This window comes from Bradyrhizobium sp. USDA 3650, assembly GCF_054057395.1.
On the sequence record NZ_JBSRZG010000001.1, the window covers coordinates 5,319,082 to 5,331,487 of the forward strand.

14 protein-coding genes are annotated in these 12,406 nt (G+C 63.5%); 10 read left to right on the forward strand and 4 right to left on the reverse strand.

Features of this window, described 5'->3' with window-relative positions; all coding sequences use genetic code 11:
- The first annotated feature begins 10 nt into the window (after positions 1–10).
- From ACVIN2_RS24885 to ACVIN2_RS24900, 4 genes are all read left to right on the forward strand, one after another.
- Entirely contained in the window at positions 11–1,138 is a 1,128-nt protein-coding gene (locus tag ACVIN2_RS24885) for an acyl-CoA dehydrogenase family protein (protein WP_456767579.1), read from the forward strand.
- A gap of 15 nt (positions 1,139–1,153) precedes the next feature.
- A complete protein-coding gene (locus ACVIN2_RS24890; RefSeq protein ID WP_456767580.1) occupies positions 1,154–2,398 on the forward strand; it encodes an acyl-CoA dehydrogenase in 1,245 nt (414 codons plus the stop codon).
- Positions 2,399–2,534: 136 nt separating this feature from the next.
- Complete coding sequence (locus ACVIN2_RS24895) at positions 2,535–3,779, forward strand: acyl-CoA dehydrogenase (protein ID WP_456767581.1); 1,245 nt, start codon at positions 2,535–2,537, stop codon at positions 3,777–3,779.
- A gap of 139 nt (positions 3,780–3,918) precedes the next feature.
- On the forward strand, positions 3,919–4,617 hold the full coding sequence (locus tag ACVIN2_RS24900) for a nitroreductase (RefSeq protein ID WP_456767582.1): 699 nt from the start codon (positions 3,919–3,921) through the stop codon (positions 4,615–4,617).
- Between the two features lie 121 nt (positions 4,618–4,738).
- Here ACVIN2_RS24900 and ACVIN2_RS24905 read toward each other — a convergent pair whose 3' ends face one another.
- Both ACVIN2_RS24905 and ACVIN2_RS24910 read right to left on the reverse strand, forming a co-directional pair.
- Positions 4,739–5,287: a sigma-70 family RNA polymerase sigma factor gene (locus tag ACVIN2_RS24905; RefSeq protein ID WP_007597240.1), complete on the reverse strand. Its 549-nt coding sequence runs from the start codon at positions 5,285–5,287 to the stop codon at positions 4,739–4,741.
- Positions 5,287–5,520 (reverse strand): NepR family anti-sigma factor, encoded by a 234-nt coding sequence (locus tag ACVIN2_RS24910; RefSeq protein ID WP_007597239.1) that lies wholly within the window; start codon positions 5,518–5,520, stop codon positions 5,287–5,289. The genes ACVIN2_RS24905 and ACVIN2_RS24910 overlap by 1 nt, the downstream gene beginning before the upstream one ends.
- 221 nt (positions 5,521–5,741) lie before the next feature.
- Here ACVIN2_RS24910 and ACVIN2_RS24915 point away from each other — a divergent pair, with 221 nt between their 5' ends.
- Positions 5,742–6,548, forward strand: a complete 807-nt coding sequence (locus ACVIN2_RS24915) for a response regulator (RefSeq protein ID WP_027565571.1) — start codon at positions 5,742–5,744, stop codon at positions 6,546–6,548.
- Between the two features lie 88 nt (positions 6,549–6,636).
- Here the strand turns inward: ACVIN2_RS24915 and ACVIN2_RS24920 are convergent, their stop codons facing one another.
- Positions 6,637–7,230, reverse strand: a complete 594-nt coding sequence (locus tag ACVIN2_RS24920) for an energy transducer TonB family protein (RefSeq protein ID WP_456767583.1) — start codon at positions 7,228–7,230, stop codon at positions 6,637–6,639.
- Between the two features lie 366 nt (positions 7,231–7,596).
- On the opposite strand from ACVIN2_RS24920, the gene ACVIN2_RS24925 reads away from it, so the two are divergent.
- The 5 genes from ACVIN2_RS24925 (at position 7,597) to ACVIN2_RS24945 (ending at position 11,568) form a co-directional block, all read left to right on the forward strand.
- A complete protein-coding gene (locus tag ACVIN2_RS24925; protein ID WP_456767584.1) occupies positions 7,597–8,196 on the forward strand; it encodes a nuclear transport factor 2 family protein in 600 nt (199 codons plus the stop codon).
- Between the two features lie 248 nt (positions 8,197–8,444).
- Positions 8,445–8,858, forward strand: a complete 414-nt coding sequence (locus ACVIN2_RS24930; RefSeq protein WP_456767585.1) for a hypothetical protein — start codon at positions 8,445–8,447, stop codon at positions 8,856–8,858.
- A gap of 122 nt (positions 8,859–8,980) precedes the next feature.
- Positions 8,981–10,858 (forward strand): molecular chaperone HtpG, encoded by a 1,878-nt coding sequence (gene htpG / locus ACVIN2_RS24935; protein WP_456767586.1) that lies wholly within the window; start codon positions 8,981–8,983, stop codon positions 10,856–10,858.
- A 128-nt stretch (positions 10,859–10,986) separates the two neighbouring features.
- On the forward strand, positions 10,987–11,265 hold the full coding sequence (locus ACVIN2_RS24940; protein ID WP_456767587.1) for a DUF3551 domain-containing protein: 279 nt from the start codon (positions 10,987–10,989) through the stop codon (positions 11,263–11,265).
- Between the two features lie 33 nt (positions 11,266–11,298).
- A complete protein-coding gene (locus tag ACVIN2_RS24945; RefSeq protein WP_456767588.1) occupies positions 11,299–11,568 on the forward strand; it encodes a DUF3551 domain-containing protein in 270 nt (89 codons plus the stop codon).
- Between the two features lie 60 nt (positions 11,569–11,628).
- On the opposite strand, the gene ACVIN2_RS24950 is transcribed toward ACVIN2_RS24945, so the two are convergent.
- Positions 11,629–12,330, reverse strand: a complete 702-nt coding sequence (locus ACVIN2_RS24950; protein WP_456767589.1) for an SGNH/GDSL hydrolase family protein — start codon at positions 12,328–12,330, stop codon at positions 11,629–11,631.
- Between the last annotated feature and the right edge of the window lie 76 nt (positions 12,331–12,406).

The window sequence follows — 12,406 nt, forward strand, 5'->3', positions numbered from 1 at the left end:
GATACGCGCCATGAACTTCGATTTCTCCGACGACCAGAAGCAGCTCCGCGATCAGGCGCGCAAATTCCTCACCGAGAAGTGCTCACCGAAGGCGGTGCGCGCAGTTCTCGACGGCAAGGCACCCTATGACAAGGAGCTGTGGAAAGGCCTCGCCGAGATGGGTTTTCTCGGTGTCGCTATTCCCGAGGATTTTGGTGGCGCCGGCGCCGGTCATCTCGAACTTTGCGTGATCGCTGAAGAGATGGGCCGTGCGAACGCACCGGTGCCGTTTTCCTCCACCGTCTATCTCGCTGCCGAAGCGCTGCTGATCGCGGGTACCGACGCGCAGAAGAAAAAATGGTTGCCGGCGATTGCCTCGGGTGAGGCGATCGGCACGCTGGCGCTGTTCGAGGGCAAGGGCAATCCGTCGCCGAAGAACGTCAAGCTGACGGCTGCGAACGGCGTGCTCAACGGTGTCAAGAAGCCGGTCGCCGATGGCGCGATCGCCGACTTCGCGGTAGTCGCGGCACGCACGGGATCGAGCGGACGCGACGGCGACGTCTCCTTGTTCATCGTCGATCTCAGGGACGGGGGCGTCGAGGTGAAAAGCCTGACCAATCTCGATCCGACCCGCGGACAGGCCGAGATCACTTTCAACGATTGCAAGGCCGAGCCACTGGGCGCGGCCGGCGAAGGCTGGAGCATCTTGACTCAAGTGCTCGACCGCGCCGCGGTGCTCTGCGCGTTCGAGCAGGTCGGCGGCTCCGACCGCGCGCTGGAGATGGGCCGCGACTATGCGCTCGACCGCATCGCTTTCGGCCGACAGATCGGCTCGTTCCAGGCCGTCAAGCACATGCTGGCGGACATGTACGTGTCGGCGACGCTGGCACGTTCCAACAGCTATTACGGCGCCTGGGCGCTCTCGACCAATGCAGGCGAATTGCCGGAAGCGGCTGCAGCCGCGCGCATCAGTGCGACGCAGGCGTTCCAGCACTGCGCCAAGAACAACATCCAGGTCCACGGCGGCATGGGTTTTACCTGGGAGTTCGACTGCCACATGTACTACCGCCGCGCCAACGCTATGGCGCTCGGTCTTGGCAGCCTGTCCTATTGGGAAGACCAGTTGATCGACCGCATGCGCAAGAAGAACGCGGCGTAGGCAAAGGGCAACGTCATGAACTTCGACGACACACCGCAGGAAGCCGAATTTCGCGCCACTGCTCGCGCCTGGATCGGTGCGAATGCACCGAAGCAATACGAGGACGAGCTTCGCAAGTCCTCGCTCGGCCGCACGCAATTGAAGAACGCCAACATCCTCGACGTTGCAAAGGCCTGGCAAAAGAAGAAGGCCGATGCCGGCTGGGCCTGTCTGCACTGGCCGAAGGAGTATGGTGGCCGCGGCTCGTCGCCGATCGAACGTGTGATCTGGCAGCAGGAAGAGGGGCCGTTCGGCCAGCTCTCCCGCATGTTCATCATCGGCCACGGCATGTGCGGGCCGACCATGATGGCGTTCGCGCGCGAGGAGCATAAGCGCGCCTATCTGCCGCCGCTCGCCTCCGGCGAAAAGGTCTGGTGCCAGCTGTTCTCCGAACCGGCCGGCGGCTCCGACGTTGCGGGCCTGCGCACGCGCGCCGAGAAGGACGGCGATGACTGGGTGATCAACGGCCAGAAGATCTGGACGTCGGGCGCGCACTATTCCGATTACGGTATCCTCTTGACCCGCACCGATCCAACCGTGCCCAAGCACAAGGGCCTTACCATGTTCTTCCTGGACATGAAGAGCCCGGGCGTCGAGGTGCGGCCGATCAAGCAGGCGAGCGGTGCGTCCGACTTCAACGAGGTTTATTTCACCAACGTTCGCATTCCCGATCATCAGCGCCTCGGCGAGGTCGGTGACGGCTGGAATGTCTCGCTGACGACGCTGATGAACGAGCGCAGCGCGATCGGCGCGGCCGTCTCGACCGGCTTCCCCGAGCTGTTCGATTATTGCTCGGACCTGATGCTGGACGACGGCCCTGCCATCGAGGATCGTGCCGTGCGCGCGAAGCTGGCGAGCTGGGCGGTGAAGGCGAGCGGGCTGAAATACACCAGCATGCGCGCGATCTCCGCGCTGTCGAAGGGCGAGCGGCCGGGACCGGAAAACTCCATCGGTAAGCTGGTGGCGGGCTCGATGATCCAGGATGTCGCGACTTATGCCCTGGACTTGCAGGGCGCGGGCGGAGTGGTCAGCGGCGAGGATGCCGAACTCGCCGGCCGCTTTCAGGCGATGCTGCTGCGCGCGCCGGGCACCCGTGTCGAAGGCGGCACCGACGAGATCATGCGCAACATCATCGCCGAGCGGGTGTTGGGCCTGCCCGGCGACATCCGGGTCGACAAGGACGTGCCGTTCAACAAGATCCCGACCAAGGGAAGAGGCTGATGATCCTCATCCTGAGGAGCCGCGGAACGCGGCGTCTCGAGGGATGCAGGCCCGACTGGGGCTCGTGGTTCGAGACGGCGCTGCGCGCCTCCTCATCATGAGGGACTAAGACAGAGCAAGAACGAAGAGGTCCGCCATGAATTTCGACGACACCCCGCAGGAAGCCGCATTCCGCGAGACCGCGCGCAAATGGGTCGAGGCCAATGCGCCGAAGGAGTTTTTGGCCGAGCTGTCAAAATCCTCGCTTGGCCGCATCCGGCTCGCCAACCACGACATCGTCGATGTCGGCAAGGCCTGGCAGAAGAAGAAGGCCGAAGGTAACTGGGCCTGCCTGCATTGGCCCAAGGAATATGGCGGCCGGGGTGCGACGCCGATCGAGCGGGTGATCTGGCAGCAGGAGGAGGGCGTCTATGGCAAGCTGACGCAGCCGTTCCAGATCGGCGAGGGCATGTGCGGGCCCACCGTGATGGCTTTTGGCAGCGAGGACGCCAAGCGGCGCCATTTGCCGAAGCTGGCCGCGGGCGAGGAGATCTGGTGCCAGCTGTTCTCCGAGCCGTCAGCGGGCTCCGATGTCGCGGGCTTGCGCACGCGCGCGGAGAAGAAGGGCGACAATTGGGTCGTCAACGGCCAGAAGATCTGGACTTCAGGTGCGCACTATTCTGACTACGGTCTTTTGATCGCGCGCACCGATCCCAATGTGCCCAAGCACAAGGGGCTCACCATGTTCTTCCTTGACATGAAGAGTCCTGGCGTCGAGGTGCGCCCGATCAAGCAGGCCAACGGCATGCAGGAGTTCAACGAGGTCTATTTCACCGACGTCGTCATTCCCGACAGCCAGCGTCTTGGCGCGATCGGCGAGGGCTGGAGCGTGTCGCTGACCACGCTGATGAACGAGCGGATGTCGATCGGCTCGCGGCTCGCGACCGGCGTACCCGAGATGTTCGAGTTCTGCTCCAATCTGATGCTGGAGGATGGCCTCGCCATCGACGATCCCGCCGTGCGCTCAAAACTCGCGAGCTGGGCGGTGAAGTCGAGCGGGCTGAAATACACCAGCTACCGGGCGATCTCGGCGCTGTCCAAGGGCGAGCGGCCGGGGCCGGAGAATTCGATCGGCAAGCTCGTCTCCGGCATGATGCTGCAGGACATCGCAACCTACGCCATGGACCTCCAGGGCGCGGCCGGCGTTCTCACCGGCAGCGACGAGGAAACCGTTCAGGGCCAGTTCCAGCAGATGCTGCTGTCCTCGCCCTCGATGCGCATCGCGGGCGGCACCGACGAGATCTTGCGCAACATCATCGCCGAGCGTGTGCTGGGATTGCCGGGTGACATCCGCGTCGACAAGGACGTGCCGTATAACAAGATCCCGACCAAGGGACGGTGATCTAGTCTCTCGCTGTATCTTGTAGGGTGGGCAAAGCGAAGCGTGCCCACCATGCGCAGATGCGCCGAGGTAAGTCTGTCGGTGGGCACGGCGCTATGCGCCTATGCTCACCCTACGAAGAGAAGGCGCGAGTTGATCCATGGACGCACAAGTAAAGCAAAACGACCGCATCGGCGTGCTCGAAGAGCTACTCAACGAGCGTTACTCGGTGCGCGCCTTCCTGGCCAAGGAGGTCGATCGTGCGACGATCGAACATGTGCTGACCACCGCGCAGCGCACGGCGTCCTGGTGCAACAGTCAGCCCTGGCAGGTCGTCATCGCCAGCGGCGAGGCCAAGGAGCGTTTCCGCAAGCTGATTTACGCAGAAGCATCGAGCGGGCTCGGCGACGACTATGATTTCACGCCCCCGCGCGAATATCTCGGCGCCTATCTCGATCGCCGCCGCGAGAGCGGTTTTCAGCTCTACAACACGCTCGGCATCGCGCGCGGAGACAAGATGGCCTATGCCAAGCAGGCGCTGGAGAACTACAATTTCTTCGGCGCGCCGCATGTGGCCATCATCCACACCGACGAGCCGCTCGGCATCTACGGTGCGATCGATTGCGGCGCCTATGTCTCGAACTTCATGCTGGCGGCGCAGGCGCTCGGGCTCGGCACCATTCCCCAGGCGGCGCTCGCGCGCCACTCCGGCCTGATCCGCCGCCATTTCAATCTGCCTGCTGACCGCCGCATCGTTTGCGGCATCTCGTTCGGCTATGCCGACAACTCCCACAAGGTCAACAGCTACCGCACGTCGCGTGCGAGCGTGGCCGAGACCGTGACCTTCGTGGACGAGTGATCAAGCGTGGACCGGTGATCGAGGCGACGCAGGCACCATCAAGTTTCACGCTTCAGACAAACGAAGACGGCCGCGGAAGCGGCCGCCTTCATCGCGGTCTCAGTCCGATTGACGCCGGCGGTCAGCCGCCGCTGCCGCCGATCACGGCGCGAATGGTCTCGTCGGGCCCGAAATCCTCCGCGCCATCGACATAGAGCAGCGCCGCGAGCTTGGAGCGCGCGCGGTTGACGCGGCTCTTGATCGTGCCGACTGCGCAGCCGCAGATCGAAGCCGCATCCTCGTAGGAGAAGCCGGAGGCGCCGACGAGGATCAGCGCTTCACGCTGGTCCTGCGGAAGCTTGTCGAGCGCCGTGCGGAATTCTTCGAACTCGAGATGGGCGTTCTGCGAGGGCTGCGTCTTCAGCGTCTTGGCGTAGTTGCCTTCGGCGTCCTCGACTTCCCGCCGCCGCTTGCGATAGTCGGAGCGGAACAGGTTGCGCAGGATCGTGAACAGCCACGCCGGCAGATTGGAGCCGGGCTGGAACGAGTCGATGTTGGCGAGCGCGCGCAACAGCGTCTCCTGGACCAGATCGTCGGCACGATCGGCATTGCCGCTGAGCGAGATGGCGAACGCGCGCAGACTGGGCACGGCCGCCAGGATGTCGTTACGCAGGGAGTCCGTGAGAGGCATCAATCCCTCCCATTGTTGTTGTCATTAGAGCCGCCACCATTTTCCACTTGGGGTGTCGCTCCCGGCGCATCAAGTTTCTTGATCAGTTCCGCGAACCGGTCCGGAACCCCCTGCCGCACCACGTCGTCGTACATGGCGCGCAGCTGGTGCCCGATCCGGGACTGGATCTCCGGAGTGAGCCCTCCCTTGCCGGGGGTCGTGCTTTTGCTGGCTTGAGACTTGAGATCTTTCATGACCTGTTCCACGTTTCCCCGAGTTAAGTAACTGTAAAATCGAGAAGTTCTCTCAACCGGGAGCCGTTCCCTGGATAGGCTCAATGCGAGTTGCGAGAAAAAGTTCCGCCCCCATGCGGAACTTTTCTCAGGCTGAGGCGTAATCAGTCCAGCAGGGGAACCCGGGCCCCCCGCCTAACGCCTGCACGTCAAGGTCGGCCCGATGATGATATGGAGTGGGGATGTCCCGTTCACAGCTCGTTGCTGAACACTTGCCGTTGTTGCGCCGGTACGCACGCGCCCTGACGGGCAGCCAGTCCTCCGGTGACGCCTATGTCGCAGCCATGTTGGAAGCCATGCTGGGGGATCCGTCGGTGCTCGACGAGAGCCACGGGCCGCGCGCCGGCCTGTTCCGGCTGTTCACCCAAATCTGGAATTCCGTTTCCGTCAACGACGATTCGGAGGTGACGAACCTGCCGATGCCGCCGGAGCGACGGCTGTCGAACATCACGCCATTGCCGCGGCAAGCCTTCCTGCTGCTCTCGCTCGAGGGATTTTCGGAGGAAGAAGTCGGCTACATTCTTGGCACCGACGTCGGCGAGACGCGCCGGCTCGCGGATGCCGCAGGCCGTGAGATGGCCGCCGAGATCGCCACCGACGTGCTGATCATCGAGGATGAGACCTTCATCGCCATGGATCTCGAGAGCCTGGTGAAGAATCTCGGCCACAATGTCGTCGGCGTCGCCCGTACCCACGCCGATGCGGTCGCCTTGGCAAAGAACAGGCGGCCCGGCCTGATCCTGGCCGACATCCAGCTCGCCGACGGCTCGTCGGGCCTCGACGCCGTCAACGAGCTGCTCCGCACCTTCGAGGTGCCGGTGGTGTTCATCACCGCGTACCCCGAACGCTTCCTCACCGGAGAGCGCCCCGAGCCGGCGTTCCTGATCTCAAAGCCGTTCCAGCCGGCGATGGTGTCGGCGGTGGCGAGCCAGGCGCTATTCTTCCAGCGCAACTCCCGCAACCGCGCGCCGAAAGTGCCGGCGGCGTAACGGAGCGCCTGCAGCGCAAGGAAGATCCCCTTCGGACAAGAAGACAGCGCGCCGCAAGGCGCGCTGTTTTTATTCGCCGGCACTCTATTCAGCAGCCTCGGCAGATGCTGTTAAGCTTGGCCTTCAACTTGGGTTCGTCCGCCCATGCCCCACTCATCGGTTGCGTTCCGTCGAGAGTCATCAGGATGGTCACCTTCTGGAGGTCGTCCTTCGCCTCGGGCGGCGGCTTCGGAAATGGCTCGCTTCGCTCGACCATTCTGAGCGCTGCCGCATCCAGCGGCGGGGAGCCTGTGCTTTCCACCAACGCGTGCGAGATCAATTTGCCCGAGCGGTCGAGCACGAATGTGACACCGGCATCGCCTCTGTGACCCATCGCCTCCGGCGGAAACGCCCTGTTGCGCCAGACATGCTCGATTACCGTCTTGCGCCACGCAGCCATGCCGTCGCCCTCGGCGAGGGCGGGACCCGGCCTGTTCAGCACTAACCCGGAGGGCGACACCTGGAATTGGCGGCCTCGGAAGACGATGGGGACTGTGAAAGAGAACGAGCTCTCCGTCAGTTCCGAAGGCGCTTCCGGAAATGGCTGAGCGCGCTCGACGATTGCAAGCGCAGCAGCATCGAGCGATTGAGACCCGGCGCTCTCAGCCAGCGTCCGCGATATGAGTTTGCCGGACCGATCCACAACGAATCCAACCTTGGCCTCACCCGTTTGCCCCATCGCGGCAGGCGGGAAGAAGGTTCCTGCTCGCGATGTGGGCAGACAGTCTCATCTTCCAGGCCTGGACGGAATCGGTCTGCGCTTGGGAGGGAAAAGCCGCCAGCAATCCGAGAAGCGCGGCCAGCACGGGAAATTTCATTTGCATCGGGTGCGAATATTAGTCGCGGTCAGGTTGATTGCAAGGCTCGCTGCTCGTATCGCGCGGACTGGCTGTGGGCAATTCGAACGCCCCCAAAGCATCGTGCGCGCTTGACGACAACCCAATTGGCCGTTGATACCTCGGGCCGATGACATCTATCGCCACCTCAAGCCGCCAGGAGATTTCGCATCATGGACCAGCAACTCCTCGACCGCCTCGCCATCCGCGATCTCGTCGAGAACTGGGCGGTGTGGCGGGATGCCGGCGACTGGGAGCGCTTTGCCACGGTCTGGCACGAGGAAGGCTGGATGTCCGCCACCTGGTTTCAGGGGCCGGCGCGGGATTTCATGCGGGTCAGCCAGGAGGGGTTCGCCAAGGGCGTGCGCATCCTGCATTTCCTCGGCGGCTGCAGTATCGACCTCGAGGGCGCGCGCGCCATCGCGCAGACCAAGATGACCATCTCGCAGCGCGCGCCGGTGCACGGCGTGCCCTGCGACGTGGTCTGCACCGGGCGCTTCTACGATTTCCTGGAGAAGCGGCAGGAAAAATGGGGCATCGTCCGCCGCCAGCCGATCTACGAGAAGGACCGGATCGACCCGGTCGATCCCGCCGCGACACTTCAGCTCGACCAGAAAGCCCTTGCCGCGCTCCCGGAAGGCTACCGCCACCTCGCCTACATGCAGGGGCTGATCGGCTACAAGGTCAAGCGCGACATGCCCGGCCTGACCGGGCCTGAGGTCGAGAAGCTCTATGGGGAGGGGCGGGAGTGGCTCGCGGGGAAGGCGAACTGAACGCCAGACAAAAGTAAGGCGCGACTGGCATCACCACAGTCGCGCCCTACGTCGCCGGCTTATGGGGCAGGGGGGAATAGCCGGCTGTTGAGACGACTCCCGTCCGCGAAAGTCGTTCCAGCCGGTTGCGAAATTTTTCGCAGGCCGTGTGTTTTTCGCACACGGTTAAGTGATCTTAACGACTGAGAACTCCCGGTCATCTCCTCGCGTTGTTCCCGCGATCGCCATGGGGCGAGGGACCGACAGCCATGTCACAGATCCAAAAGGTATTTTTAGGCGCCGTCGCGCTCGCCGCGACGCTTGGCGCCGTTCAGGTCGGCGCCGTGCAGCTGGCCTCCGGCCATGATCTGGCCGACCGCTGGCAGGCGGTCGCTGACAAGCCGGGCCATAACGTCAATCGCTCCAGCAAAGCCGACCGGCTCGCCGATATCAAGCAGGCGGAGGTTCCAACCCGTACCGTGTCGATGCGGCTGAACGATCTCGCCGACACGTCGGTGCTGCTGCGGGTCCCCGCTGTGATCGAGACCGGTAACGCCAAGCCGCCGGTGTTGGTCCCGGACCAGAAGCAGAGCCGCAAAAAGCCGACGATTGCCTGCGAGCCGATGGTCAGCTCCCTGACCGAGGTTGCAAAACTGCTCCAGCCCGGTCGCTGCGTGACCTGATCGGCATTTGCCAGGGACAAGTCGGCCTCCGCCCCGAGGGCGATTGCTGACGTCCACTTGATCCCCTGCCCCCTCGCGTTATATCCCGGGTTTCTTTCCCTTTCGATTGACCGGGTAAACGCATGACGACGTCAGACACGGCTGTGCATACGCAGCCCTTCCAGGCCGAGGTTTCCGAGCTTCTGCACCTGATGGTGCACTCCGTCTATTCCGAGACCGATATCTTCCTGCGCGAGCTCGTCTCCAACGCATCGGACGCCTGCGACAAGCTGCGCTATGAGGCCATCGCGAGTCCAGCGCTGCTGGGCGAGGGCGACGCGCTCAAGATCCGGATCATTCCGAACAAGACGGCCGGAACGCTTGCGATTGCTGACAATGGCATCGGCATGGAGCGGCAGGAGCTGATCGACCACCTCGGCACCATCGCCCGCTCGGGCACCAAGGCCTTCGTGTCGAAGCTCAAGGAGGCCAAGGATGGACTTGGCCTGATCGGCCAGTTCGGCGTCGGCTTCTATTCCGCCTTCATGGTCGCCGACAAGATCGTCGTGGTCAGCCGCCGTGCCGGCGAGAGCGACGTCTGGACCTGGACGTCCACAGGCGGGTCGGGCTTCGAGATCGCGCGTGCCAGCGACGAGGATGCGGCCCGCGTGCAACGCGGCACCGAGATCGTCCTGCACCTCAAGGACGATGCGAAGAAATATCTCGAAGCCTACGAGATCGAGCGCATCGTCGGCGCGTATTCCGACAACATCCTCTTCCCCATCGAGCTCGTGCCTGAAGAGGGCGAACCGCGCCAGATCAATTCTGCAAGCGCACTGTGGCAACGCTCGAAGTCCGAGCTCACGCCGGAAGACTACAAGAAGGCCTATCAGCAGATCGCCTCCGCTTTCGACGATCCCGCGATGACGCTGCATTATCGCGCGGAGGGGCGTTACTCCTACGCCGTGCTGCTGTTCGCGCCCTCGACCAAGCCGTTCGACCTGTTCGAGCCGAACCGCAAGGGACGCGTCAAGCTCTATGTCCGCCGCGTCTTCATCACCGACGATGCCGATCTGCTGCCGGGCTACCTCCGCTTCATCCGCGGCGTCGTCGACAGCGAGGATCTCCCGCTCAACATCTCCCGCGAGATGCTTCAGAACAATCCGCAGCTCGCACAGATCCGCAAGGCCGTGGCGACCCGCGTATTGTCCGAACTCGAAAGCCTTGCGGAGAAGGATCCGGAGAACTTCGCGAAGATCTGGGAGGCCTTCGGCGCGGTGCTGAAGGAAGGCATCTACGAGGATTTCGAGCGCCGCGAAAAGCTGCTCGCGCTGTCGCGTTTCACCACGACCTCGGGCGAGAAGCGCTCGCTCAAGGACGTCATCGCCGATTTCAAGCCGAACCAGACCGAGATCTACTATCTCGTCGGCGACAGCATCGAGCGCCTGAAGTCGAGTCCCCGGCTCGAGGCGGCGACTGCGCGTGGCATCGAAGTGCTGCTGCTGTCCGATCCCGTGGACGCCTTCTGGACCTCGATGCCATCGGAGTTCGACGGCAAGCCGCTGAAGTCGCTGAGCCAGGGCGATCTCAATCTCGACCTGATCCCGCGCGTCGACGAGGCGGACGAAGCGAAGAAGGACGAGCCGGCCGCCGACGAGGGCGCCACCATCGCGGTGATCAAGGCCGCGCTCGGCGAGCGTGTCAGCGATGTCAAGGCATCGACGCGCCTCACCAGTTCCGCGTCCTGCCTTGTTGCCGACAGCCAGGGCCCGAGCCGCGAGCTCGAGCGCATCCTGGCCCAGCAGAACCGCGGCATGCGCACGAAGCCGATCCTCGAGATCAATCTGCGCCATCCGCTGGTCACGGCGATCACGAAGGCTCAGGCCGGCTCGAAGGCGGTCGACGATCTCAGCCTGCTCCTGCTCGAACAGGCGCAGATCCTGGACGGCGAACTGCCGGAAGACCCTGCGGCGTTTGCGGCAAGATTGAACCGGCTGGTGTTGCAAGGGCTCGGCGCGTAGCGGGCGCAGTGCACCGCACTCACCTTGCCGTCATTTACGCGCAGGAACGGTCGCCTCTGCCGTGGTGTTATGCCATACGAGGTGGCCGGCATCTGGGCCGCCGACATGACAGATTCGAGGATTTTTCCATGCGTTTGCCGATCCTGACCCTCACCGCGATTGCCACGCTGTTCGTGGCGGCAGATGCCAGCGCCCAGACCTATGATCCGCGTTACCCGGTGTGCATGCACGTCTATACGCCCGGCGGCTTCGGCGGGGGCGGCGGCGATTATTTCGATTGCTCCTTCACCTCGCTGCCGCAGTGCCGCGCCACTGCTTCGGGCCGCTCGGCAAGCTGCGACGTCAATCCCTACTATGCGTTCGACCAACCCCCGCCGCCGCGCCGGCGCCACAAGAACGTGCACTAGCGATCCGCAATGCGGCTTTCAGGGGGAATTCTTATGCGTCGCTTATTCGGCCTGATCATAACTGTCGGTGCCCTGCTCACGGTCGCGCCGTCGCATGCGCAGACCTTCGATCCGCGCTATCCCGTCTGCATGCACGTCTATTCCGGCGCGAACGGCGGTGGCGGGGAGTGGTATGATTGCTCCTTCACCTCAGTGCCGCAGTGCCAAGCTACCGCTTCAGGCCGCTCCGCCAGCTGCGATCTCAATCCGTATTATCCGTTCAATGCACCGCCGCAGCGCTTGCGCCATCAGCGAGGCGGATAGCGCTGGGCAATTACCTCCCGGCGGTCCGTGGGGCATCGCGGATGAGCCGCCGCGTGCCTTTTAGGAGGGCGGCGCCATGTTGACAACGTCGACGATTGCGTTGGTCAATTGCCACGTCATCTTGTCCGTGGTCCAGTCGCTTGCGTGCAGCCTGTCGTCGTCGCCCGGGTCGACCATCCGGTCGAACGAAATCCCGGCGACATCATGCCAGCCCTTCATCAGCGCGAAACGGCCGAAGACGTTGACGCGCGTCTCCTGCGCGATCTGGCTGATTGCCTCGACCATGGCGCTCGCCTTCCTGGCCTTGGCCGGTGTCAGCAGCGCCGGCACATATTGAAGGTCCATAAGGATCACATCGATCTGCTTGGTGTCGAGCAGCCGGTCAACACCCTCGCGGATCGCTTGCGTGGTGTCCTCGAACGAGGGACCGGCGGATTGCCACACTGAATTGGTACCGACCTGCCAGATCACCAGATCGGGCTTCAGATCGAAGACGTCATGCTCGAACCGATTCAACTCCAAACGAGCATCTTCGCCGCCGACGCCGCGGTTGATCACCTCGATTGTGACGTTTGGAAATTTTATCCGAAGGTCCGACAGCAGCCGCTGCGGATAGGGCGCAATACCCCCTTCGCCTGCCGTGGTCGACGAGCCGAGCGCGACCAACCTGGCCTGTCCGCCCTTCACTCGGCGGGCGAAATTTGTCAGCGGCTGCTCGAAAGGCGCGGCCCGGACAGGAAACTCTAAGGGATCGAGAGCCACGGGTCGCTTTCCTTTCGTAGCCAGAACAACGCCGCAGAAAGAATAGCCCGTTTCCCCGAGGTCACCTAGCGTCGCG

What these genes read in the sequence shown, in the direction of transcription:
- ACVIN2_RS24890 (WP_456767580.1), top strand. Translation starts at nt 1,154, where the DNA reads ATGAACTTCGACGACACACCGCAGGAAGCCGAATTTCGCGCCACTGCT.
- ACVIN2_RS24945 (WP_456767588.1), top strand. Translation starts at nt 11,299, where the DNA reads ATGCGTCGCTTATTCGGCCTGATCATAACTGTCGGTGCCCTGCTCACG.
- ACVIN2_RS24925 (WP_456767584.1), top strand. Translation starts at nt 7,597, where the DNA reads ATGGACCAGCAACTCCTCGACCGCCTCGCCATCCGCGATCTCGTCGAG.
- ACVIN2_RS24930 (WP_456767585.1), top strand. Translation starts at nt 8,445, where the DNA reads ATGTCACAGATCCAAAAGGTATTTTTAGGCGCCGTCGCGCTCGCCGCG.
- ACVIN2_RS24910 (WP_007597239.1), bottom strand. Translation starts at nt 5,520, where the DNA reads ATGAAAGATCTCAAGTCTCAAGCCAGCAAAAGCACGACCCCCGGCAAG.
- ACVIN2_RS24885 (WP_456767579.1), top strand. Translation starts at nt 11, where the DNA reads ATGAACTTCGATTTCTCCGACGACCAGAAGCAGCTCCGCGATCAGGCG.
- ACVIN2_RS24915 (WP_027565571.1), top strand. Translation starts at nt 5,742, where the DNA reads ATGTCCCGTTCACAGCTCGTTGCTGAACACTTGCCGTTGTTGCGCCGG.
- ACVIN2_RS24940 (WP_456767587.1), top strand. Translation starts at nt 10,987, where the DNA reads ATGCGTTTGCCGATCCTGACCCTCACCGCGATTGCCACGCTGTTCGTG.
- ACVIN2_RS24900 (WP_456767582.1), top strand. Translation starts at nt 3,919, where the DNA reads ATGGACGCACAAGTAAAGCAAAACGACCGCATCGGCGTGCTCGAAGAG.
- ACVIN2_RS24905 (WP_007597240.1), bottom strand. Translation starts at nt 5,287, where the DNA reads ATGCCTCTCACGGACTCCCTGCGTAACGACATCCTGGCGGCCGTGCCC.
- htpG (WP_456767586.1), top strand. Translation starts at nt 8,981, where the DNA reads ATGACGACGTCAGACACGGCTGTGCATACGCAGCCCTTCCAGGCCGAG.
- ACVIN2_RS24895 (WP_456767581.1), top strand. Translation starts at nt 2,535, where the DNA reads ATGAATTTCGACGACACCCCGCAGGAAGCCGCATTCCGCGAGACCGCG.